Source organism: Paractinoplanes hotanensis (assembly GCF_023717965.1).
GTDB classification, from domain to species: Bacteria; Actinomycetota; Actinomycetes; order Mycobacteriales; family Micromonosporaceae; genus Actinoplanes; species Actinoplanes polyasparticus.
In genome coordinates this window covers 22,105-44,155 of record NZ_JAMQOL010000046.1, presented here as the reverse complement: position 1 = coordinate 44,155, position 22,051 = coordinate 22,105, and the positions used below count along the sequence as shown (strand labels likewise).

At 71.9% G+C, this 22,051-nt stretch carries 15 protein-coding genes, 1 tRNA gene and 3 pseudogenes; 9 read left to right on the top strand and 10 right to left on the bottom strand.

All coding sequences use genetic code 11. The annotated features are described in order from the left end of the window. Window positions 1-66 precede the first annotated feature (66 nt). The 4 genes from LXN57_RS31305 to LXN57_RS31290 all read right to left on the bottom strand — a co-directional run bounded on the left by LXN57_RS31305 (window position 67) and on the right by LXN57_RS31290 (window position 4,025). Window positions 67-1,416: an FAD-dependent oxidoreductase gene (locus tag LXN57_RS31305; RefSeq protein ID WP_251801783.1), complete on the bottom strand. Its 1,350-nt coding sequence runs from the start codon at window positions 1,414-1,416 to the stop codon at window positions 67-69. 12 nt (window positions 1,417-1,428) lie between these two features. Then, window positions 1,429-1,845, bottom strand: coding sequence for a superoxide dismutase, Ni (sodN, locus tag LXN57_RS31300; protein ID WP_251801782.1), 417 nt, complete (start codon window positions 1,843-1,845; stop codon window positions 1,429-1,431). 141 nt (window positions 1,846-1,986) lie between these two features. Further along, window positions 1,987-3,639 carry a VWA domain-containing protein gene (locus tag LXN57_RS31295; RefSeq protein WP_251801781.1) on the bottom strand — a complete coding sequence of 551 codons (1,653 nt, stop codon included), beginning with the start codon at window positions 3,637-3,639 and terminating at the stop codon, window positions 1,987-1,989. Window positions 3,640-3,773: 134 nt separating this feature from the next. Next, window positions 3,774-4,025, bottom strand: a complete 252-nt coding sequence (locus LXN57_RS31290; protein WP_251801780.1) for a hypothetical protein — start codon at window positions 4,023-4,025, stop codon at window positions 3,774-3,776. 126 nt (window positions 4,026-4,151) lie between these two features. On the opposite strand from LXN57_RS31290, the pseudogene fdh reads away from it, so the two are divergent. Continuing rightward, window positions 4,152-7,412 (top strand): annotated as a pseudogene (gene fdh, locus LXN57_RS31285) (formate dehydrogenase); the annotation flags it as partial. A gap of 168 nt (window positions 7,413-7,580) precedes the next feature. Here the strand turns inward: fdh and LXN57_RS31280 are convergent. Further along, window positions 7,581-7,835, bottom strand: coding sequence for a hypothetical protein (locus LXN57_RS31280; protein ID WP_251801778.1), 255 nt, complete (start codon window positions 7,833-7,835; stop codon window positions 7,581-7,583). A 253-nt stretch (window positions 7,836-8,088) separates the two neighbouring features. Between LXN57_RS31280 and LXN57_RS31275 the strand changes: the two are divergent. Continuing rightward, window positions 8,089-8,727 (top strand): annotated as a pseudogene (locus LXN57_RS31275) (4Fe-4S dicluster domain-containing protein); the annotation flags it as partial. 326 nt (window positions 8,728-9,053) lie between these two features. Beyond that, window positions 9,054-10,037, top strand: coding sequence for an NrfD/PsrC family molybdoenzyme membrane anchor subunit (gene nrfD, locus LXN57_RS31270; protein ID WP_251801776.1), 984 nt, complete (start codon window positions 9,054-9,056; stop codon window positions 10,035-10,037). 202 nt (window positions 10,038-10,239) lie between these two features. Here the strand turns inward: nrfD and LXN57_RS31265 are convergent, their stop codons facing one another. Together LXN57_RS31265 and selD are read right to left on the bottom strand one after the other, a co-directional pair. Next, window positions 10,240-10,767 carry a MerR family transcriptional regulator gene (locus tag LXN57_RS31265; RefSeq protein ID WP_251801775.1) on the bottom strand — a complete coding sequence of 176 codons (528 nt, stop codon included), beginning with the start codon at window positions 10,765-10,767 and terminating at the stop codon, window positions 10,240-10,242. 33 nt (window positions 10,768-10,800) lie between these two features. Continuing rightward, window positions 10,801-11,811: a selenide, water dikinase SelD gene (gene selD / locus LXN57_RS31260; RefSeq protein ID WP_251801774.1), complete on the bottom strand. Its 1,011-nt coding sequence runs from the start codon at window positions 11,809-11,811 to the stop codon at window positions 10,801-10,803. Between the two features lie 59 nt (window positions 11,812-11,870). Between selD and LXN57_RS31255 the strand changes: the two genes are divergently transcribed. The 3 genes from LXN57_RS31255 to LXN57_RS31245 all read left to right on the top strand — a co-directional run bounded on the left by LXN57_RS31255 (window position 11,871) and on the right by LXN57_RS31245 (window position 13,850). Continuing rightward, a tRNA-Sec gene (locus LXN57_RS31255) sits at window positions 11,871-11,963 on the top strand. A 647-nt stretch (window positions 11,964-12,610) separates the two neighbouring features. Further along, window positions 12,611-13,114 carry a sigma-70 family RNA polymerase sigma factor gene (locus LXN57_RS31250; protein WP_251801773.1) on the top strand — a complete coding sequence of 168 codons (504 nt, stop codon included), beginning with the start codon at window positions 12,611-12,613 and terminating at the stop codon, window positions 13,112-13,114. 34 nt (window positions 13,115-13,148) lie between these two features. Then, window positions 13,149-13,850 (top strand): hypothetical protein, encoded by a 702-nt coding sequence (locus LXN57_RS31245; protein ID WP_251801772.1) that lies wholly within the window; start codon window positions 13,149-13,151, stop codon window positions 13,848-13,850. A gap of 220 nt (window positions 13,851-14,070) precedes the next feature. Here LXN57_RS31245 and LXN57_RS31240 read toward each other — a convergent pair whose 3' ends face one another. Beyond that, window positions 14,071-14,973 (bottom strand): LysR family transcriptional regulator, encoded by a 903-nt coding sequence (locus tag LXN57_RS31240; RefSeq protein WP_251801771.1) that lies wholly within the window; start codon window positions 14,971-14,973, stop codon window positions 14,071-14,073. A gap of 71 nt (window positions 14,974-15,044) precedes the next feature. Between LXN57_RS31240 and LXN57_RS31235 the strand changes: the two genes are divergently transcribed. Next, the gene (locus tag LXN57_RS31235) at window positions 15,045-15,461 is read left to right on the top strand and encodes a RidA family protein (RefSeq protein ID WP_251801770.1); all 417 of its coding nucleotides are present in this window, start codon (window positions 15,045-15,047) and stop codon (window positions 15,459-15,461) included. Window positions 15,462-15,626: 165 nt separating this feature from the next. Here LXN57_RS31235 and selB read toward each other — a convergent pair whose 3' ends face one another. Beyond that, a complete protein-coding gene (selB, locus tag LXN57_RS31230) occupies window positions 15,627-17,516 on the bottom strand; it encodes a selenocysteine-specific translation elongation factor (RefSeq protein WP_251801891.1) in 1,890 nt (629 codons plus the stop codon). A gap of 230 nt (window positions 17,517-17,746) precedes the next feature. Beyond that, window positions 17,747-19,027, bottom strand: a pseudogene (gene selA, locus LXN57_RS31225) (L-seryl-tRNA(Sec) selenium transferase); the annotation flags it as partial. Between the two features lie 168 nt (window positions 19,028-19,195). Between selA and LXN57_RS31220 the strand changes: the two are divergent. Continuing rightward, on the top strand, window positions 19,196-21,922 hold the full coding sequence (locus tag LXN57_RS31220; protein ID WP_251801769.1) for an AfsR/SARP family transcriptional regulator: 2,727 nt from the start codon (window positions 19,196-19,198) through the stop codon (window positions 21,920-21,922). After that, entirely contained in the window at window positions 21,915-22,040 is a 126-nt protein-coding gene (locus tag LXN57_RS48025) for a hypothetical protein (protein WP_285904695.1), read from the top strand. Before LXN57_RS31220 ends, LXN57_RS48025 begins: the two co-directional genes overlap by 8 nt. The last annotated feature ends 11 nt before the right edge of the window (window positions 22,041-22,051 follow it).

The window sequence follows — 22,051 nt, the reverse complement described above, 5'->3', positions numbered from 1 at the left end:
GTTTCTTGCAGCCGGCCTCGCCGGCCTCCGCCGATCCGCGGGAGGCCGGCGAGGCCGGAGCCGTTCTCAGCGGCCGCCGCTGATGTCGATCATCTCCTGGCGCGGGACGACCTTGATCCGCTTGCGGCCGTGCGGGTTGCCCAGGCCGACCTCGTGCTCGTCGAGGCGCTTCCAGCCGGACCACGTGGTGTACGCGAGACCGCGCCGGTCGAGGTGGCCGAGCACGTCCGCCGGGTCGCGGTGGACCGCCGGCGGCAGCGCGTCGACGTCGGCCAGCAGGCTGGTGATCGTCTCGTTGGCGTCCTTCTTCGTGTGGCCGATCAGGCCGACCGGGCCCCGCTTGATCCAGCCGGTCGCGTACAGGCCGGGAACGTGCTCGCCGTCGAGGTCGAGCACGCGGCCGGCGTCGTGCGGGACCGTGCCGGTGGCGTGGTCGAACGGCAGGTCCGCGATCGGGCGGCTCAGGTAGCCGATGGCCCGGTAGACGGCCTGCACGTCCCAGTCGGTGAACTCGCCGGTGCCGCGCACCGTGCCGTCGCCGGTGAGCTCCTGCGTCTCGGTGCGCAGCCCGGTCACGCCGTCGGCATCGCCCAGGATCTCGGCCGGGGCCTGCAGGAAGTGCAGGTGCAGGCGGCGCGGACGGTCCCGGGGGTCGCGGGCGCACCAGTTCTGCAGCACGTCGACACACATCTTGAGCGAGCGCTTGGCCCGGATGGCGGCCAGGCTGCCCTCGTCGAACTCCATGCCCTCGGGGTGCACGATCACCTCGACGTTGGGCGACTCGTCGAGCTCGCGCAGCTCCATCGGCGTGAACTTGACCTGGCCCGGACCGCGGCGCGAGAACAGGTGCACGTCGGTCACCGGGCTGGCCAGCAGCCCCTGGTGCACGTTGTGCGGGATCTCGGTCTCGAGCAGCTCGTCGGCGGTCTTGGCGAGGATGCGGGCCACGTCGACGGCCACGTTCCCGGCCCCCAGCACGGCCACCTTCGTGGCGGTCAGCGGCCATTCCCGGGGTACGTCGGGGTGACCGTCGTACCACGACACGAAGTCGGCCGCGCCGTAGCTGCCCGGCAGGTCGATCCCCGGGATGTCGAGATCCCGGTCCTTGTCGGCGCCGGTCGCGAGCACGACCGCGTCGTAGAACGGGGCGAGTTCCTCGGGCTTGACGTCGACGCCGTAGTCGACGTTGCCGATGAACCGGATGCGCGGATCGTCCAGCACGTTGTGCAGCGCCGTGATGATCTCTTTGATGCGCGGGTGGTCCGGCGCGACGCCGTACCGGATGAGACCGTACGGCGTGGGAAGCCGGTCGAAGATGTCAACGCTGGCGGCCGGGGCCGCCTTGGTCAGAATGTCAGCCGCGTAGATGCCGGCCGGGCCCGCACCGACGACGGCGACCCTCAGGGCGCGATCCATGTATGTGTTTCCTCAGGCCTTCGTGGTCGCGTTCTTGGTGGCCCAGAAGATCGTCGAGATCTCCTCGATCTTCGCGAGCAGCCGGCCCGCGACCTCGGGATCGGCCGAGCCCTTGGACCCGCCGCCACCGGCCAGCTTGGTGGCCTCGTTGAAGAGGGTGTGCAGCTCGGGGTACTGCTCGAAGTGCGGCGCCTTGAAATAGTCGGTCCACAGCACCCACAGGTGATGCTTGACCAGCTCGGCCCGCTGCTCCTTGACGATCAGGGCACGCGTACGGAACTCCGGGTCTTCGTTGGCCTGGTATTTCTCGCAGATGGCCTTGACCGACTCCGCCTCGATCCGCGCCTGCGCGGGGTCGTAGACACCGCAGGGCAGGTCGCAGTGGGCGCTCACCGTGGTGCGCGGCGTGAAGAGCCGGGGCAGTCGCATCGGGGTCCTCTCTCGTGACTGGCCCCCAAACCTAAAACTTCAACCCCACTTCAAGTCAACGCAAGATCACGAGACCCCTGTCACAGGCTGTCCCGTTCTGTTGGGTCCTCGTCCGCACGACCGCGGCGAGCCGCTGGCCCGTCAGGCGCCGCGGCGGCTGGCGATCGCCTCCAGGAAGATCTCGCCGATCTTGGCGGGATCGGTGGCGACGAAGACGCCGCCGGAGCCGGAGGCCTCGACGATCGCCTCCAGTTCGGCGCGGTCGATCGCGGTGCCCATGCCGATGATGATCATGCGGACGGGCTTGCCGGGGTCGCGGAGTTTCGTCATCTTCGCGACCAGCTCCTCGATCTTCAGGCCGCCCGGGTTGTCGTTCTTGCCGTCGGTGTAGATGACGACCGAATTGGAGACCCCGGGCTTCCAGTCCTTCTTCACCGCGGCGTACGCGGCCAGCGCGGTGTCGAAGAGGCCGGTGTCACCGCCGTCCTTCGGCGTGATCCGGCCGATCGCTGCCCGCAGCTGGGGCAGGTTGGTGGCGACCGACGAGATCGGCACGTTCTCCTTCCACGGGCGGGTGCCGACCATGTTCGTCGAGAACGTCCAGTTGCCGACCGACCAACGCCCGTCGAGCAGCGCGAGGCCCTGCTGCGCGGTGCGCTGGGTGACCTCGGCCCGGGTCAGCCCGCCGGCCGTGGGCACCTTGGCCTTCATCGAGCCGGAGACGTCGAACACGGCCAGCATCCGGCCGGGCTGGGTGATTGCTGTCCAGCTGCCGAGCAGTGGGGTGAGGGCGGCAGCGCCGGGCGCGGGCGGCGGTACGACCTTGGCCGGAGCGCCCTGCGGGGCCGGGAAGCCGGTGCCGGCCGAACCGTCGGCGCCGCGCAGCCCGGCCCACGCGAGATCGGCGGAGAGACCGCCGAGCGCCTCGCGCAGCCGCGTCGCCGCGGCGGCCTTCTCCGGGTCGACGCCCGGCATGATCGCGTACGGGTAGTCGAGCACCGCCGTGGCCGGGCTCGGATAGACCGCGGCCAGCCGATTGCCCGGAGTCTTGGCGTTGTGGGCGATGACGTCGGCCTCGGACAGCAGCGCGACCCCGACCGTGTCGCCGACCTTGAGCAGCAGGTCCTCGCGGATGGTGGAGCTGTTGGCGGCGAGGGCCCGCATCACACCGACCCGCAGCGCGGCCGAGTCCGTGGCGCCGGCCACGGTGAGCAGCCCGGCCAGCCCGGTGGCGTCGCGCGACGGTTCGACCAGGCCGGGCCGCAGCGCCTTGTCGGCGTAGAGCCGCTTGACGAGGTCGGCCATTTTCGGCGTACGGGCGAGAGCCGCGGCTGAGGCCTCCGGCACGGCCAGCACGGTCGGGCTCGTGGCGACCGAGCCGAGCACCGTCGGCCGGAAGCCGGGCGCCTCCGACGAGATCCGCACCAGCCAGGTGCCCGAGTCGGGAATCCAGGCGTCGACGCCGTCCGCCTCGGACTGGGCCCCCGTGCCGACGCCGGCCAGGTTCACGCCGTGCTTGCCACCCACCGAGGCGGCGACCGAAGCCGGCTGGACGGCGGCCACGGCAACCTGGGCGCAGGTGCCCTCTCGCCGGCTCCACGCGTCGGCCGCGGCCCGGACGGCGGGCGCGATCTCGGGCGCGGCAGCCACCTGAAGCTGCACGGTGGTGGCGCAGCCCTCGCTGGACCACTCCTGATAACCGGCATACGCGCCGCCCGCGACCACAGCAACGGCTACGGCGGCGGCAGTAACGATCAGTCCGGTGCGCTGCAGCGGACGGTGACGGCCAGGCATCGAGCCATGATGAACGTCACGGCGACATTTGTCACTACCACTGCAACTACCTTCTGACCTCCATCGGTCACGCGCCGACGCGCCGGGGTGCAGGAGGATACCGCCTGATCAGAATGCATTCCGGACGTTGCCGCTCACCATCCGTACGGGCCGTCGCCCGGCCGGTCCCAGCCGTCGCAGGAGTCCTCCTCCTCGGACGAGGCGGTGACGGCGCGCAGCTCGTCGAGCAGGTCGGGCCCGTCGTGGCCGGTGTCGACCGAGCGCCCGACCAGGCCCAGCTGGGCGGCGCAGTCGCGGCCGAAGCCCTTCACCATGCGGTCGGCGCGCGTCTGGTGCCCGCAACGGGGGCACCGCCGCATGGGCACGGGACGCCGGGAAGTAGCCATCCACCCCAGTATCACGCCGGAGTGCTGGTCGGGCGCCATCTGGCGTCGTAAACCGTGCTGCGCGTCGCAGATCGGCCAGTTCCGCCCCGGGTGCGGCGAGCCGGGGGCCGGCGTAGGGTTTTGATCGTGGGAGTCAAGACCTGGATCGAGGGGTGGCCGGTCTACCGGCAGCTCACCGGCACCGATCCCCTGGGCCGGGGCGCCGCCGCGCAATCGCCCAAGTCGAAGGCGCTGACCGCCCGCACCGAGACCGCCGATCGGGTCGCCAAGTCGGTCTGTCCCTACTGCGCGGTCGGCTGCGGGCAGCGCATCTTCGTCAAGGACGAGAAGGTCGTCCAGATCGAGGGCGACCCCGACAGCCCGATCTCGCACGGCCGCCTGTGCCCCAAGGGTTCGGCCAGCCTGAGCCTGGTCACCAGCGACCGCCGGCAACAGAAGGTGCTCTACCGCAGGCCGTACTCCAAGGATTGGGAAGAGCTCGATCTCGACACGGCGATGCACATGATCGCCGACCGGGTGCTGGCCGCGCGCGACGCGACCTGGCAGGACTCGGACGACGACGGGCGCCCCCTCAACCGTACGCTCGGAATTTCCAGCCTCGGCGGGGCAACGCTCGACAACGAAGAGAACTATCTGATAAAGAAGCTCTTCACCGCGATCGGCGCCATCCAGATCGAGAACCAGGCCCGTATTTGACACTCCGCCACCGTCCCCGGTCTGGGGACCTCCTTCGGCCGTGGCGGGGCCACCGGATTCCTCCAGGATCTGGCCAACGCTGACTGCATCGTCATCCAGGGCTCCAACATGGCCGAGGCACACCCGGTGGGCTTCCAGTGGGTCGTCGAGGCCAAGAACCGCGGGGCCAAGGTCATCCACGTCGACCCGCGCTTCACCCGCACCAGCGCGCTCGCGCACACCTACCTGCCGGTGCGGGCCGGGGCCGACATCGCGTTCCTGGGTGGCGTGGTCAACTACATCCTCAGCAATGAGAAGGACTTCCGCGAGTACGTGCTCGCGTACACCAACGCGTCCATGCTCGTCAGCGAGGAGTTCCAGGACACCGAGGATCTGGACGGCCTGTTCTCCGGCTACGACTCCGAGACCAACACGTACGACCAGAGCTCCTGGCAGTACGCCGGTCAGCAGGACGAGGGGCAGGAGGAGGGGGAGTCCGATATCGACCGGGAGACAGCCTCGGGCCTCGAGCAGGAGTCGCACGGCCCGCCGATCCCGGCCGACGTCCCGCGCGACGTGACCCTGCAGGACCCGCGCTGCGTCTACCAGATCCTCAAGCGGCACTACGCGCGCTACACGCCCGAGGTCGTGGAGCGGCTGTGCGGCGTCCCGCAGGACAAGTTCCTCGAGGTCTGCGAGGCCTGGACGGCGAACTCGGGCCGGGAGCGGACGACCGCGCTCGTCTACAGCGTGGGCTGGACGCAGCACAGCGTGGGCGTGCAGTACATCCGCACCGGCGCGATCATCCAGTTGCTGCTGGGCAACATGGGCCGGCCCGGCGGCGGTGTGATGGCGCTGCGCGGGCACGCCAGCATCCAGGGCTCGACCGACATCCCGACGCTGTTCAACCTGTTGCCGGGCTACCTGCCCATGCCGCACTTCCAGCAGCACGAGACGTTCGACCAGTGGATCGACGCGATCCGGCACCCGGAGCAGAAGGGGTTCTGGTCCAACGCCAAGTCGTACGCGGTGAGCCTGCTCAAGTCCTACTGGGGCGACGCGGCGACCGAGCAGAACGACTACGGGTACCGCTGGATGCCCCGGCTGACCGGCGACCACGGCACGTACCAGCAGGTGCTCGACATGATCGACGGGAAGATCAAGGGGTATTTCCTGCTCGGTCAGAACCCGGCCGTGGGCTCCGCGCACGGCAAGGCTCAGCGGCTCGGCATGGCCAATCTCGACTGGCTCGTGGTCCGTGACCTCTACATGATCGAGAGCGCGACGTTCTGGAAGAACGGCCCCGAGATCGGCACCGGCGAGATCGTTCCCGAGGAGTGCAGGACCGAGGTCTTCTTCATGCCGGCCGCCTCGCACGCCGAGAAGGAGGGAACTTTCACCCAGACCCAGCGCATGTTGCAGTGGCGGGAGAAGGCGGTCGAGCCGCCGGGCGACGCCCGCAGCGAGCTGTGGTTCTTCTACCACCTGGGCCGCATCATCCGCGAGAAGCTGGCCGGGTCCACTTCGGCGCGCGACGAAGGCGTGCTGCGGTTGACGTGGGACTACGAGCTGCACGGTGAGCTGCGGGAGCCCAGCGCCGAGGACATCCTGAAAGAGATCAACGGGTACGACCTGACGACGGGCAAGCTGTTGAGCGGTTTCACCGAGATGAAGCCGGACGGCAGCACCTCGGGCGGCTGCTGGATCTACACCGGCGTCTACAAGGACGGCGTCAACCAGGCGGCCCGGCGCAAGCCCGGCTCGGAGCAGAACTACGTCGCGCCCGAGTGGGGCTGGGCCTGGCCGGCCAACCGGCGCACGCTCTACAACCGGGCCTCGGCCGACCCCGACGGCAATCCGTGGTCGGAGCGCAAGAAGTATGTCTGGTGGGACGCCGGCAAGGGCGAATGGGTCGGCGACGACGTGCCCGACTTCGAGAAGACCAAGCCGCCCTCGTACCGGCCGCCCGGCGGGGCGACGGGCGTCGAGGCCATCTCGGGCGACGACCCGTTCATCATGCAGGGCGACGGCAAGGGCTGGCTGTACGCGCCGAGCGGGCTCATCGACGGGCCGATGCCGACCCACTACGAGCCGGCCGAGTCGAGCGTGCGCAACCCGCTCTACGGCCAGCAGGCCAACCCGACGCGCAAGGTCTATCAGCGCTCCGACAACTTGACCAACCCGAGCCCGCCGGAAAGGCACGCCGAAGTTTTCCCGTACGTCTTCAGCACCAGCCGCCTCACCGAGCATCACACCGCCGGTGGCATGAGCCGGCAGCTGGCGTACCTGTCGGAGTTGCAGCCCGAGATGTTCGTCGAGGTATCGCCCGAACTGGCGGGGGAGCGCGGCCTGCAGCACATGGGCTGGGCGCACATCGTGACGGCGCGCGCGGCGATCGAGGCCAAGGTGATGGTCACCGACCGGCTGGCCCCGCTGCGTATCGACGGGCGCGTGGTGCACCAGCTTTGGCTGCCGTACCACTGGGGCAGCGAGGGCCTGGTCACCGGCGACTCGGCCAACGACCTGATCGGGATCACGCTGGACCCCAACGTGCTCATCCAGGAGAGCAAGGTCGGCACGTGCGACATCCAGCCCGGGCGCCGGCCCTCCGGGCGCGAACTTCTGGCGTACGTCCAGGGCTACCGTGACCGGGCGGGCCTCACGCCCGATCACCGCACGCCGATCGAGACCCCGAGGGACGCTGATGGGGAGCAATAGCCTGTACGGGCCGCTCGATCCCGCGCTGGACGCCGGGTACACCGATGCGCCACCGCGGATGGGGTTTTTCACCGACACCTCGGTGTGCATCGGATGCAAGGCGTGCGAGGTGGCCTGCAAGACCTGGAACGCGGTGCCGGACGACGGGTTCGATTTGCTCGGTCAGTCGTACGACAACACGGGCGGTCTGACGGCCAATTCGTGGCGGCATGTGGCGTTCATCGAGCAGCCCCGGTCGTCCTCGGGGGCGGCCACCGACACGCCGGGGGCCTTCGCGGGGCTGCCGGTGGGGCCGAGTTCCCTGCCGGCGACCAACGTGGTGGCTGCGCGGTCCGCCCCTGCCACCGGGACGTCGCCGGGGATTCCGCCGGCCGTTGACGCTCTGGCCGCGGCCGCCACTGCCGGTTCTGAGTTCATCGGCGCGGCGCCTTCCTCCGGCGGCTGCGGTTCCGGGGGTGGCGCTTCTGGAGGCTGTGCTTGTGGGGCCGGCTCGTCTGGCGGTGGCGCTTCTGCGGCCGGTTCCTCCGGGGGTTGCGGTTCCGGGGCTGGTGCTTCCGGAGCCGGTGCTTCCGGGGGCTGCGCTTGTGGGGCCGGCTCGTCGCACGGCGGCGTTCCTGCGGTTAGCGCTTCCGGGCGCGCTTCTGGGTTTGGCGCTTCTGGGTTTGGCGCTTCTGGGGGCGGCGAGTTCCTGGGCATGCCGATGACTGATCTTCCCGGGCGGGTGAACGAGGCGCCGCGCAGCGACTTCCGCTGGCTGATGATGTCGAACGTGTGCAAGCACTGCACGCACGCGGGCTGCCTCGATGTGTGCCCGACGGGGGCGCTGTTCCGCACCGAGTTCGGCACGGTCGTGGTGCAGGATGACATCTGCAACGGTTGCGGTTACTGCATTTCCGGGTGCCCGTACGGCGTGATCGACCGGCGTGAGGACGATGGGCGGGCCTGGAAGTGCACCCTCTGCTACGACCGGATCGGTGACGGGCTCGAGCCGGCCTGTGCGAAGGCCTGCCCGACCGAGTCGATCCAGTTCGGTGAGCTCGACGAGCTGCGCGAGCGGGCCGCGCGCCGGCTCGAGACGCTGCAGTCGCAAGGGGTGGCCGAGGCGCGGCTGTACGGCAACGACCCGTCGGACGGAGTGGGCGGGGACGGTGCGTTCTTCCTGCTGCTCGACGAGCCCGAGGTGTACGGGCTGCCACCCGACCCGCACGTGCCGACCCGCGACGTCGTGTCGATGTGGAAGCGGGCCGGGCTGGCCGCGTTGACGATGGCCGCCACGGCGGTTGTGGCGTTCGCCGGGAGGCGCAAGTGAGCCCGACTTCCTCCGGCACGCCCTCCCCGGACGAACGTTCCTCGGACCAGCACTCATCCGATCGCGGCGCCTCGGGTAGCGGCTCGCTGCACAGCGGCTCCTTGGATGGCGGCTGGTCGGATGGCGGCTCGTCGGACAGTGGCTCGTCGGACGGCGGCTCGTCGGGTAGCGGCTGGTCGGATGGCGGCTCGTCGGACGGCGGCTCCTTGGACAGCGGCTCGTTGGGCGTTCGGTCCGGGGGTGGCCGTTCGTCGGACGGCCGGTCCTCGGGCGAGCGGTCCGGCGGCAGGCGCGGCGGAAAGCGTGGCCGGGGCGGGGACCGGTCGATGGTGCCCGAGGCCGACTTTCAGTCCTATTACGGGCGGCCCATCGTGCGGCCGCCGGTGTGGACGCATGACATCGCGATCTACCTGTTCACCGGTGGGCTGGCCGCGGGGTCGGCGATGGTCGCGGCGGGCGGGCAGGCCACCAACGACCCGGTGCTGCGCGTCGCGGGGCGGGCCACGGCCATGGGGGCGCTGGGGGCCAGCGCGTTCTTCCTGATCAAGGATCTGGGGCGGCCGGACCGGTTCCACCACATGCTGCGGGTGGCCAAGCCGACCTCGCCGATGTCCATGGGCACCTGGCTGCTGAGCTTCTTCGGTGGCGCGGCGGGCTTGGCGGCGGCGGCCGAGGTGGCGCCGTTCCTGCCCGACAGGGGTGTGCTCGGATTGGCCCGCAAGGTGCTGCCGCCGGTCGGTGCGGCCGCCGGATATGGGGCCGCACTGCTTGCTCCGGGGCTGGCCACGTACACCGCAGTGCTTTTCTCGGACACAGCCGTGCCGAGTTGGAACGCCGCGTACCCGGACCTGCCCTTCATGTTCGCCGGAAGCGCGCTGGCCAGTGGCGCCGGTGTCGGGCTGATCGCGGCTCCGGGCCGGGCGATGCGGCGCATGGCGGTGGCCGGGGCGGCGGTCGAGCTCGCGGCCGGGCACCGGGTCGAGCACGGGCACGGGTTGCTGAGCGAGCCGTACCGGAAGGGCCGGCCGGGCAAACTGCTGCGAGCCGCCCGTTTGCTGACCGCGGTGGGAGCGGTCGGCGCGGTCGTGGGGCACCGCAGCCGGGTCGTGTCGGCGCTGGCCGGCGCCTCGCTGCTGGCCGGCTCGGTGCTGACCCGCTTCGGGGTGTTCGAGGGCGGCGTGGAGTCGGCGAAGGATCCGCGCTACACGGTCATCCCACAGCGCGAGGGCCTGAACAAGGCGGGCGGCGTCAAGGTCAGCGGCGGTCCGGCGTCCCCGCCGTCCGTTCCGGGCGGGCCGGCGTCAGCGTGAGCTGAACCGTCCGCGCGGTCATGGGCGTCGCCGCCACGATGACCAACCCCGGGCACTGCCGGCGGGCTGTCGGTGCCGCTCGAACAACGCGCGAACTCCGGCCGCCGTCTGGACCCGCGCGGCCGGGTCGCCGAGTAGGGCCAGGGCCAGCCGTTGCCGCATGATGCGTCCTGGCTGTTGGTTCCGCGGTCGGCGTCCGGGATCAGCGGCCGGGCGCCGTGGCTGTCGCCTCGGTGTCGAGACGGTCCTCGGTGTCGAGACGGTCCTCGGTGTCGAGACGGTCCAGGCCCAGCTCGTGCCGGGCGCGCTGGAAGTCGCTGTCCTGCTGGGCCTGCTCCTCCTGCTGGGCCTGTTCCTCCTGCTGGGCCCGGTCCATCTCGCCGTACAGGGCGATCTTGATGTCCAGCATCGCGACGTCCTGCTGCAGCTCCTCGATGCGGGCGAGCACACGCTCGCGGTGCTCGACGAACAGCCGCAGGCGGTCGCCGACGGTGTGGTCGCCGGCGCGCACCATCTCGGCGTACCGGCGCATGTCGCGCACGGGCATGCCGGTGCCGCGCAGGCGGATCAGCAGCCGGAGCCAGTCGAGGTCGCGGTCGCAGTAGCGGCGACGGCCCGCGGTGTCGCGCTCGATCGGCTCGACCAGCCCCTCCTGCTCGTACCAGCGCAGGGTGTGCACGGTGAGCCCGACCGTTTCCGCCGCCTCGCCGACGGTGAGTCCGTTCGCCATGGGTTCAGCCTCGCAGTTCGAGTGCACTCGAAGTCAAGCGCGAACCTCCAGCGTCCGGCCGTCCGCCCGGGCCGGGAGCAGCTCGCCGACGATCGGAAAGCCGGGCACCTCGCCCGCTACCAGCAGCCCGCCCGAGGTCTGCGCGTCGGCCAGCAGCAGCAATTCGTCCTCGCTGACGCTGCCGTCGAGGTGCGGCCGAACCCAGTCGAGGTTGCGGCGGGTACCCCCACTGACGTACCCGTCCCGCAGGGCCGCGCGAGCGCCTTCGAGGTACGGGACGGCCCGCGCGTCGACGCGGGCGGTGACACCGCTGGCCCGGGCCAGCTTGTGCAGGTGCCCGAGCAGCCCGAAGCCGGTCACGTCGGTGGCACACACGGCGCCGGCCTTCAGCGCCTCGACCGAGGCCGCCCGGTTGAGCGTGGTCATGGCGTTGACGGCGTGCGCGAAGACCTCACCGGTGGCCTTGTGCCGGCTGTTGAGCACGCCGACGCCGAGCGGCTTGGTCAGCGTCAGCGGCACTCCGGCCACCCCGGCGTCGTTGCGCATGAGTCGGTGCGGATCGGCGATGCCGGTGACAGCCATGCCGTACTTGGGCTCCGGGTCGTCCACGCTGTGCCCACCGGCAAGGTGGCATCCCGCGTCCCGGGCGACGGCCAGCCCACCCGCCAGCACCTCGGCCGCCAGTTCCATCGGAAGCAGATCCCGCGGCCAGGCCAGCAGGTTCACGGCAACCACCGGCGTCCCACCCATGGCGTACACATCGGACAGCGCATTGGCCGCCGCGATGCGCCCCCAGTCGTAGGCGTCATCAACCACGGGCGTGAAAAAGTCGGCCGTAGCCACCACCGCGGTGCCGTTGGCGAGGCTCACCACGGCCGCGTCGTCCCCGTCGTCAAGCCCGACAAGCAACTCGCCGGGCCCCTTGGGCAGACCCGTACCGACGAGCCCCGCCACCACGGCTTCCAGCTCCCCGGGCGGAATCTTGCAGGCGCAGCCTCCGCCGTGGGCGTACTGGGTGAGTCGCGGCGCATCAACAGCAGTCACAACCCCACTCTGGCACGGCTGTGATCACACCGCCCGTCCAGGCGTCTAGAGTTACGTCTGGAGGCGTTCAGGTGGCTGGTGCCCCTCCCGGTCTTCAAAACCGGTGTGGCCCGGCATCCGGGCCAGGCGGGTTCGATTCCCGTCCGCCTCCGCTACAGAGCGCAAACACCTTGATCGCGGGGGTCGCAGCAGGACAGTTGTCACAGGGATTCGGGCACGACGGCCGGGGCAAGCGCCCACTTGCCGTAAGCCCTTGCTGCGCAACGCGGCGACCGTGATGTGGTGCGCGTCGGCAGGATCGGTCTTGCGCCCTTGGCCGGCGTCGAATACTCGCGCCCGGGCAGACAACTTCGCGGGCACGTCCATCATGATCTCGCCGTCGGCGACCAAGCGCTGGGCAAGGTGTTTGCCGATGCCGTTGCAGCCCTCGATCGAACCGGGGGTGAATCCGGCGAGGAGGGCAGCGCTACTTCGAGCTGGGCAGTCCCCTCTTGAGCCTCTCCGCGCCACGGTGACCGGCGGGACGCATGCCAGATCTGAGACACACCAACAAGCGGCGCACAGCCGATGTGCGAGCTACCCCGCCGGTCACCTCGACCAAGCCTGGCCGGGCCGCGGTCGTGCTGCCAGTCGACAAGTAGCCGATGTGAGCGCACCGCTGGACGTCGCAGACTGCGGCCACGACGGGTAGAAGAACGGGCAATTTCGAGATGGCCGGACGGTCGTGCAACCCGGACCGGGGGTCATTCCGTAGAAGGGGCGACCAACCCCCAACGGGATGATGAAAGGCGGGTGACCTGTGAGACGGCCCTCCGAGCGAGATCGCGAGTTCACCGACTTCGTGACGGCACAACGCGCCGGCCTGGTGCGTACGGCAAGGTTGCTGGTCTCCGGCGACACGGCCAAGGCCGAAGACGTGGTGCAGATCGCCCTGACCAGGCTCTACCTGTCCTGGAGCAAGGTGCGGCCGGAGACCGTGGGCGCGTACGCGAAAAGGTGCGTCGTCAACGCGGCCATCGACGAGCACCGCAGCGTGTTCCGCCGGCGGGAGCAGGTGAGGGCGGAGCTTCCCGAGGTAGCGGTCGATCCTCGGGCCGACGACGAGCAGACGATGCTGTCGTTGCTGGCGACGCTGTCGCCAGGCATGCGGGCCGCGGTTGTGCTGCGGTACGTCGAGGGCCTGAGCATTGCCGAGGTGGCCGACATCATGCGGTGCAGCGAGGGCAACGTCAAAAGCCAGAGCGCCCGTGGCCTGCAACGACTCCGCGATCTCTTTCCTGCCCGCCTGCACCGGATCGCCTGAACCCCCACTAGATCCATTGAAGGGAAACACCACCATGCGTGACGCCCAGGAGATCCTGCGCAACCTTTCTGTCGCTCCCGATCAGACTGACCCAACGGTCGTCGCCGCCGACGTCGCCCGCGGCCGGCAGGCCCAGATCCGCCGCCGCCGTCAACGGTTCGCCGTCGGGGGCGCGTTCGTCGCCGTCGCCGCTGCAGCGGCGGTGGGTGTAGGCCAGTTCGGCCAGGCCGCCGGCACCCCCGACCGGGCAAGCACATCGGTGGCGCAAGAGCCCATCCCCAGCGGCTCCAGCCAGGCCCGCTTGCAGCTCGTCGCCTACCGCGGTGAGCAGCCCACCGGCTTCAAGGTGAGCACCGTGCCGGACGGCTGGCTGGTCGTCTCGTCCGACCCGTCCGCGTTTATCGTGGAGCCGGCCAGCCGTGGCGAACTGCCCGAGGACAAACTGGGCGCCGTCAGCCTCGAGGGCCGGATCATGGTCTCTCTCCAGGGCCTGTCCCAGTTCCCGCCCGAATCGCCGGTGAAGAAGGTGGACGTCAACGGACGCGCCGGTAAAATCGGCCACCCCCTCGACGCGCCGGGCAAACTTTCCGACACCCGCTGGCTGTTCTTCCCCGACGCCAGTGGCCGGCAGGTGCAGGTGCAGGTTCCGGCGAAGGTCAATCTCAGCGACGAGCAGGTCGTCGATTTCGCCAAGGGCGTCACTGTCACCGGCGAGGCGGTTGAGATCGGCGGCTGACTCCACACCAGATTCCGGGCCGTTCCTCGGAGCGGCCCGGAACTGATTCCGTAGTGCTCTGTTGAGCCGGCGTTTCATCACCGACGCGGTCGCGGCCACGTGTGGCTGACCGTCCTCGGGGATGGCACCCCGCCCGTGGCGCCCGACCGGTACGGCGCCGCCCCGCTGTTGCTCGCTGCGGCTGGCAGAGACGTCGACCTCCTTCAGCGGGTCCCACCGGTCAGCGAGTCCACAAGGGGTCGACGGCGCCGGTCAGCAAGGGCAGCAAGGACCGGACGGCGGGGGACGGCGTGCGGGCGGCTGGGGTGGCCGCGTAGATGCGGCGGGTGGGTTCGTCGTCGTGGTGCAGGCGTAGCAGGGAGACGTCGGCGGGCTTGGTGCGCATGGCCAGGGCGGGGACCAGGGCCACGCCCAGGCCGGCGGCCACGCAGCCGAGTTTGGCGGTCCACTCGGCGGCGACGATGTCTGTGCTGGGGCGGAAGCCGGTGGGGAGGCTGGCTCGTAGCAGGGTTTCCTCGGCGTCGGCGGAGCCGGCTATGAACGAGTCGGATTCGAGTTCGGCCAGGTGGACCGTGCGGCGGCGGGCCAGGGGGTGGGTTCGGGGGACGGCTACCAGCAGGCGCTCGTCGAGGATGTGGTGGAGGGTGAAGCGAGCCGGGTCGATCGGGCCGGCGGGGGACTCGCTGACCACCGCCACGTCGGCGTCGCCGGTGGTCAGGCGGGTCAGCAGGGTGGGGGTCAGGCCTTCGACGAGGCTGACGGTCACTTCGGGGTACGCCGTGCGGAAGGCGGCCAGGGCGCGCGGGACCAGGGCGGCTACTGCTGTCGGGAAGGCGCCTACCCGTAGGCGGCCGGTGGAGAGCGTGTGCAGGTCGTCCACGGCTCGGCGGGCTGTTTTCAGGCGGGCCAGGATGGCCTCGGCGTGGGGGAGCAGGGCCCGGCCCTCTTCGGTCAGGGCTACGCCGCGGGGCAGGCGGTCGAAGACCGGGGCGCCCAGGTCGGATTCGAGGGCGGCTATCTGGCGGGAGACCGCGGACTGGGTGAACCGCAGCCGTTGCGCTGCGGCCGTGATCGAGCCCAGGTGGGCGACGGTGCGGAAGACCTCCAGCAGGGCGGTGTCCATGACTGGCAAGCATGGCAGCCATGCGTGACATTCGCTGGTGGCATGGGAGGGCGCTGTCTAGCGTCGTCGCCATGGTGAAGATGACGCTCGACAATCCGGCCTCGGTGGCCGCGCCGTTCGGGGACCGCTTCGCACACGTGGCGCGTATCGACTTGCCCGGCGGCGGCGCTCTGCTGCAACTGGCCGGACAGGTGGCCGTCGACGACGCCGGCGAGGTGGTGGCGCCGGGCGACGCGGGCGCTCAGGCCGCCCGGATCTTCGAGATCGTCGGCGCCCTGCTGGAAGCCCACGGCGCGAGCCTGGCCGACGTGCTGTTCATCCGCACGTTCATGACCGATCTCGGTGACCTGCCGGCCTATGGCGCCGTTCGCCGGCGGCTCTTCCCGGCCCCGGGCCGGAACCCGCCGGCCAGCACGACTGTCGAGGTGAGCGGCCTCTTTCTGGCGGGGGCGGTGCTCGAGGTCGAGGTCACGGCGGTCGCCGGCTGAACGACCGGCCACCCGTCGGCTGGGTCGCCACGGGGGCAGACCCAGCGCAGGGGCGGCAGCCAAGCTCAGGACGGTGGCTCCGCTCAGGCGCGGCTGCCGGCTCGGGGCGGTGGCTCCGCTTACGGGGGGCCGGACCTGGGCGGTGGTGGGCGGGTTCGGAGGTGGTCAGCGGACTTGGCGGCGGTCGTCCGGGAGGCGCCGGGTGATCGCTCGGCGGTCGAGGAGTTCGAGGAGGGGGACTGCTACGCGGCGGGTGGTGTCCAGGGCTCGGCGGGCCTCGCTCAGCGTGAAGGGCTGCGGGAGGCCGGCCAGGATTGCGGCCGCGTCGTCGACCGCGCCGGCCGCGAGAACCACCTGGGGAGTCAGCTGGACGACCAGGCCGGTGCGGGCGGCGGCTGCGAGCTGACGGGGGCCCAGCCCGAGATCGGCTAGGGCATGGGCCTCGGGGGCGGCGAACGGTCCCAGGCCGTCGAAAGCCTTCTCGACCAGGGCGACCAGCTCGTCGGGCGGGCCGGATGACACCGCTGCGACCCGGCCGTTCCGCATGGACAGGGGTGCGCGGATCAGGGCGGTGACCAGCGTGCGGTCGGGCAGGCCGAGGCGGTGGCGGAGTGCTTCGAGCGGCATGCCGGGCTCGAGGGGGTGCTGCTTCTGGTACTCCGTGACCTCGGCGGGGAGCCGTTCGAAGAGCGCAGCCCAGTAGGACGGGTCGGCATACCATTCGCCGGCCACCGGGGTGATGGAGACCGGGCCGGGTGCGGGGCCGGCCTTGGGGTCTGGCCGGTTCGGCGTTGGCGCGGAACGGCGGACGACCTCCTGCGTCAGGCGCGTTCCCCGTGCGGGCGCCTCCGGGTCAACGGTCTTCGCTGCGGCGGGCTGGGGAAGCGACGTCGGCGGTAGGGGGATGCCCATCTCGGCCAGGGTGGTGGCTCGGATGAGGTGGCGGCGGGCGAGCTCGCCGGCGAGGTCGGGGCGGCCGTCCAAGGTGGCCAGGACCTCGGCTCGGGCGGATGCGGCGCCTCGGCGTTGGAGGCCGGGTGGGAGGACGTCGAGGACTGTTACGCCGCCTGCCACGTGGTGCAGGCCGGGGTTGCGCAGCAGGGCGCGGTCGCCGATGCGTAGGGGGAGGGGGCGGGACAGGCGCAGGCGGGCTGTGTCGGGGCCCAGCGGGCGTACGCGTACGGGGACGGCGGCCGAACCGGCGTGCAGGGTCATTGTGCTGGGCAGGACGGTGGTGGGGTCGCCGTGCACTCGCACGTCGATCAGATCGGTGGGGCGGAAGCGGCCGGGGGCGAGGAGGGCGTCGCCGCGGCTGACGTCGTCTCGGTGGGTGCCGCGCAGGTTCACCGCTACGCGGGCCACGGCGGGCACAGCATCGGCGGGGCGGCCCAGGGACTGCAGGCCGCGTACGCGTACCAAGGTGTCGCCCAGGGTCAGTTCGTCGCCTACGCGCAGGGTGCCTGCGCCCAGGGTGCCGGTGACCACTGTGCCTGCGCCCTTGACGGTGAACGCCCGGTCGATCCACAGCCGTACGGGCTCGTCGAGTTTCGGCGGGGGCAGGGCGGCCACCAGCGTCTCGATCGCGGCGCGCAGGTCGTCCAGGCCGGCGCCGGTCAGGCCGCTCACGGCTACGGCGGGCACGTGGCCCAGCGGCGTGCCGGCGATCTCGGCGCGGGCCTGGGCGGTGGCGGGAGCGGGGTCGGCGAGGTCGCTACGCGTCACGACGAGCAGACCATGGCGTACGTCGAGGGCCGCCAGCGCCGCCAGATGCTCGGCCGACTGGGGTTTCCAGCCCTCGTCGGCGGCCACCACGATCATGGCGGCGGGGACGGGGCCGATGCCGGCCAGCATGTTCGGGACGAAGCGTTCGTGGCCGGGGACGTCGACGAACGCGACCGTGTCGCCCGCGGGCAGGGTGGTCCAGGCGAAGCCGAGGTCGATCGTCATGCCGCGGCGGCGTTCCTCGGCCCAGCGGTCGGGTTCCATGCCGGTGAGAGCCCGCACCAGCGTCGACTTGCCGTGGTCGACGTGGCCGGCGGTGGCCAGGACGTGCATGGTCACCGACCCTTCGCCGCCGGCGTGCGGGCCGGCTGTTCGTCGGGATCTGACCCGAGCGGCGTCGATCGCTCAGCGAGGCCCGTTCCGGGTGGCGTCGGCGGTTCTTCGGCGAAGTCCATTCCGGCGCGGGCCGATCGTTCGGCGGGTTGTGCCCCGGCTGGCGTGGAGGGGTCGGCGGGTTGTGCCCCGGCTGGGGTGGGTTGTGTACCGGGCGGCTGAGTGTGGGATGAGGCGACGGAGACGACCATTGCCACCAGGACGGGGTCGGCGGACGGCGGGACGCACCGCAGGTCGAGGAGCAGGCGGTCGCGCTCGAGACGGCCCACTACCGGCGTGGGGGCGGCTCGCAAGGGGGACGCGTATGCGGGTGGCAGCGCGAGGGACCACGACGGGAGGGCCAGCTCGGGCGCGCCGCCCCCACCCACAACGGCGTCCGAAGGCACGATGTCGGCTTCGACGCCGGCCTCGGCCAGCAGGGTCTGGGCGTGCCGGGTGCGGGCCAGCAGAGCGTCGGGCGAGAAGCGTAGCGCTTCCCACGTGGGTGTCTCCGGGCCGGTCAGGGTGGCTTGCAGGGCGGCCAGGGTGAGCTTGTCCACGCGCAGAGCGCGGGCCAGCGGATGGCGGCGGAGGCGTTCGATCAGGGGGGCGGCGCCGAGCAGCAGGCCTGCCTGGGGGCCGCCGAGCAGCTTGTCGCCGCTGGCGATGACCAGGGCGGCGCCCTCGGACAGGGTGGTGTGGGCGTCGGGCTCGTCCGGTAGCAGGGGGTCGGGGGTGAGCAGGCCGGAGCCGATGTCGGCGACCACGGGGGCGGGCAGGGTGGCCAGCTCCGGCACGGAGGCGGCGCTGGTGAAGCCCCGTACGACGAAGTTGGAGGGGTGGACCTTGAGGATGAAGCCGGTTCGGGGGCCGATGGCCCGCTCGTAGTCGGCCCGGGTCGTGCGGTTGGTCGTGCCTACCTCGCGCAGGCGGGCGCCGGTCGACTCGAGCAGGTCGGGGAGGCGGAAGCCGTCGCCGATCTCGACCATCTCGCCGCGGCTGACGATGATCTCGCCGCCGGCGGGGGCCAGGGCGGTCGCGGCCAGCACCAGGGCGGCGGCGCCGTTGTTGACCACGTGGACGTCGCCGGCGGCGGGGACGGCCCGGTGCAGGGCGGCCAGCGCGGTGCGGCCGCGCTTGGCCCGGCGGCCGGTGGCCAGGTCGAGCTCGACGTCGGTGTGGCCGGCCGCGGCGGCCACGGCCTCGCGAGCCGCGGGGGAGAGGGCGGCGCGGCCCAGGTTGGTGTGCAGGACGACGCCTGTCGCGTTCAGCACCGGGCGCAGGCCGCCGGGCAGGGCGGCCAGGGCGGCGTCGACCACGGCCTCCGGCTCGAGCTTTCCTTCCCGTACGCGCTGAAGCGTGGCCACGACGGCCGCCTTCACGGCCGCGCGGCCCTCCGTCGCGGTGGCCGTGACCAGCCGGGGATCGGCCAGGACGACGTCCGTGCGCGGGACGCGCCGCCGAGAATCCATCACCGTCTCCCTCCGCCGCCGGTCGTCTACCCCGGGCACGCCATTCGAAAGCTACCCGTCGACCGGACGGGCGTTGCGCACGACTTCGATCATGGAGTGGGATGGCGCGTGGAGGTTCCGGTCCGATAAGGGCTGGCCCCGGACGACGCGCGGTGTCGAGAATGGGGCGTGCACGTCGAGGTGGGGGTGCTGGGGCCGGTCGAGTTGCGACTCGACGGGCGGCCGGTCGCGCTCAGCGGGGCGCCGCAACGGGTGGTGCTGGCCCGTCTCGCTCTGGCCGAGGGGCGCGTGGTGCCGGTCGGCGACCTGATCGAGGCGCTGTGGGGCGACGACCCACCCGGCAACGCCGTCGGCAACCTGCACAGCTATGTCTCGCGGCTGCGGCGGCACACCGCGGTCCTCCGTGAACCGGGTGGGTACCGGCTCGATCAGGCGGATCTCGACCTCGGCCGGGCGGAACGTCTGGTCGCGGCGGGCCGGCTGGCCGAGGCGCTGAGTTTGTGGCGGGGTGAGGCGCTGGCCGACGTGGCCGACCGGCTGGCCTTCGCGCCCGACGTCGCGCGGCTGGGCGAGTGGCAGCGGCACCTGCGTGAGGAGTGGTTCGACCAGCGGCTGAGCGCGGGGAAGGCCGCCGAGGCGGTGCCCGAGATCGAGGCGTACGCCACCGCGGAGCCCATGCGGGAGCGGGCCTGCCTGCTGCACATGCGGGCGCTGCACCAGAGCGGGCGCACGGCCGAAGCGCTGGCCGTCGGGCGGGCGTACCGGGAACGGGTTGTCGACGGGCACGGCGTGGACCCGTCGCCCGCCCTGGACGACCTGCAGCGGCGCATCCTGGCCGAGGATCCCGCGCTGCGCCCGGGCACGCCACGGGCCCCGCGACGGCCGGCCGACCGGTTCTTCGGGCGCCGCGACGAGCTGACCGCCCTGCGTACTGCGCTCGCTGCCGGCCGGGTGACCACGCTGGTCGGGCCGGGTGGGGTGGGCAAGACGCGGCTGATGACCGAGGCGCTGACCGGCGGCGAGCTGGTGGTCGAGCTGGCCGAGCGGTCGGTGCCGGGCGACGTGGCGGCCGCGGTGGCCGGGGCGCTGGGTCTGCGGGCGGCGCCGCGCGGCGGCACGGTGGCCGTCGCGGACCTGCTCGGGGCGGCTCCGGCCCTGCTCGTGCTGGACAACTGCGAGCACCTCGTGGATGCGGTCCGGGAGCTGGTCGACGAGATCCTGGTGCGCTGTCCGCGGGTGCGTGTGCTGGCGACGTCGCGGCAGCGGCTCGGTGTGGCCGGGGAGCGTGTGCTGCGGGTGGGACCGCTGCCCGAGGACGACCGGGTGGCGCTCTTCTGCGACCGGGCGGCCCTGCTGCGCGCCGGCTTCCCGCAGGACGACCGCAGCCGGGAGCTGGCGGCCGAGGTGTGCGGGCTGGTCGACGGGTTGCCGCTGGCGGTCGAGCTGGCGGCCCGGCGCGAGGCTGTCTTCGGGCTCACGCACCTGCGGGACCGGCTGGGCGCGGGGCTGCAGGTGCTCGACCCGGCCCGGGGCGGCGACCGGGCGACCGCGGTGAGCGCGACGGTCGAATGGTCGTACCGGCTGCTCGACCCCTCGGCGCAAGCGCTGCTCGATCGGCTGGCGGTGTGCCGGGGCGGCTTCGACATCAGCATCCTGCCTTATTTGTCGCAGGACGCCGCGGTGCTGGCGGAACTGGTCGACGCCTCCCTGGTGGTCTGCGACGTCGATCAGAACCCGCCGCGCTACCGGCTGCTGGAGACGGTGCGGCACGTCGCGCTGACGCACGGGAACGAGGACCGGGACGCGCACGCCCGCTGGATGCTCGACTTCGTCACCGACCTGCTGCGGCGCCAGCGCGTCCGCAACCCCGACACCACCCCGGCCCTGCGCCGCGAGCGGGGCAACCTCCAGGAGGCACTGGCCTGGCTGGAGGACCGGGACGAGGGGGCGCGGCTGGCCGCGTGGACCGCGATCGCCGGGTCCGACGCGCCCGACCCGGGGCTCACCGCGCAGCTCCTCCGCTTCAAGCCCGAGCGGGTCGAGACCGAGGCCGACGCGTTGCGGGCGCTCGCGGCGGGCACCGGCGAATGGCTCAACGGCCGCCTCGACGAGGGGAACCGGCTGCTCAGCGCCGCGATCGACCGGCTGCCGGACGGGCATACGCTGACCGGGTCGGCGCTGCTGCTGCGCATCTCGAACTCGATGTTCGTCGGGCGGGCCGATCTGGTGCGGGCCGACGCGCTGCGGCTGCGCGAGAACCGGGCGGCGCCGGCCTGGACGCGGGCGACCGGGTTGTGCTGCGCGGCCCTGATGGACGCCTACGGCGGGGACGCGGCCGCGGGTCTGCGGTGGCTGGAGGCGTACGGGAAGGAGCTGAACGCCGACCGGCTGGACGGGTTCGTGCCGTTCACCCGGGGCGAACTGCTCGCCGGCACGGACCCCGAAGCCGCGCTGAGCTGCTACGACGAGTCGCTGCGGCGGACCGAACGGGCGGGGCTGGGCTACACGGCGAACATCGCGCGCGTGGCCCGTACGGCGGTGCTGATCCGGCTGGGGCGGCACGACGAGGCGGTCGAGGCCTGCCGGCGGACGATCGTGCAGGTGCGCGTGGCCGGGATGACGGCCCAGCTCTGGACCATGCTGCGGCTGACCGCCGAGCTGCTGGGCGACCTGGGCGAGGCGGAAGCGGCGGCGGTGCTGGTGGCGGCGGCCGACGACGACCCGTACGCGCCGGTGGTGATGGGGCCGGACGTCGAGCGCCTGGCCCGGCTGCGCGCGGAGGTCACCGGGGAACCGCCGGAGGACGTCGCGCAGTACGCGCTCGCCTTGCTGGAGCGGCAAGGCACGGGCAAGGAGGCCGCAAGCGACGGCCCGCATCGTTCGGGGCATGACTGACACCCAGATCGACGAGGCCCGGGTCGAGGCCTTCGCCGGGCAACTGCTCGCGGGCTTCGCGGACCCCGTCGTGGCCGCCGACACCGGCTTCAACCTGGTGCTGGCCGCACGCCGTTGACATGTCGGACG

What these genes read in the sequence shown, in the direction of transcription:
- LXN57_RS31305 (WP_251801783.1), bottom strand. Translation starts at nt 1,416, where the DNA reads ATGGATCGCGCCCTGAGGGTCGCCGTCGTCGGTGCGGGCCCGGCCGGC.
- sodN (WP_251801782.1), bottom strand. Translation starts at nt 1,845, where the DNA reads ATGCGACTGCCCCGGCTCTTCACGCCGCGCACCACGGTGAGCGCCCAC.
- LXN57_RS31295 (WP_251801781.1), bottom strand. Translation starts at nt 3,639, where the DNA reads ATGCCTGGCCGTCACCGTCCGCTGCAGCGCACCGGACTGATCGTTACT.
- LXN57_RS31290 (WP_251801780.1), bottom strand. Translation starts at nt 4,025, where the DNA reads ATGGCTACTTCCCGGCGTCCCGTGCCCATGCGGCGGTGCCCCCGTTGC.
- LXN57_RS31280 (WP_251801778.1), bottom strand. Translation starts at nt 7,835, where the DNA reads ATGAACTCAGAACCGGCAGTGGCGGCCGCGGCCAGAGCGTCAACGGCC.
- nrfD (WP_251801776.1), top strand. Translation starts at nt 9,054, where the DNA reads ATGGTGCCCGAGGCCGACTTTCAGTCCTATTACGGGCGGCCCATCGTG.
- LXN57_RS31265 (WP_251801775.1), bottom strand. Translation starts at nt 10,767, where the DNA reads ATGGCGAACGGACTCACCGTCGGCGAGGCGGCGGAAACGGTCGGGCTC.
- LXN57_RS31245 (WP_251801772.1), top strand. Translation starts at nt 13,149, where the DNA reads ATGCGTGACGCCCAGGAGATCCTGCGCAACCTTTCTGTCGCTCCCGAT.
- LXN57_RS31240 (WP_251801771.1), bottom strand. Translation starts at nt 14,973, where the DNA reads ATGGACACCGCCCTGCTGGAGGTCTTCCGCACCGTCGCCCACCTGGGC.
- LXN57_RS31235 (WP_251801770.1), top strand. Translation starts at nt 15,045, where the DNA reads ATGGTGAAGATGACGCTCGACAATCCGGCCTCGGTGGCCGCGCCGTTC.
- selB (WP_251801891.1), bottom strand. Translation starts at nt 17,516, where the DNA reads ATGCACGTCCTGGCCACCGCCGGCCACGTCGACCACGGCAAGTCGACG.
- LXN57_RS48025 (WP_285904695.1), top strand. Translation starts at nt 21,915, where the DNA reads ATGACTGACACCCAGATCGACGAGGCCCGGGTCGAGGCCTTCGCCGGG.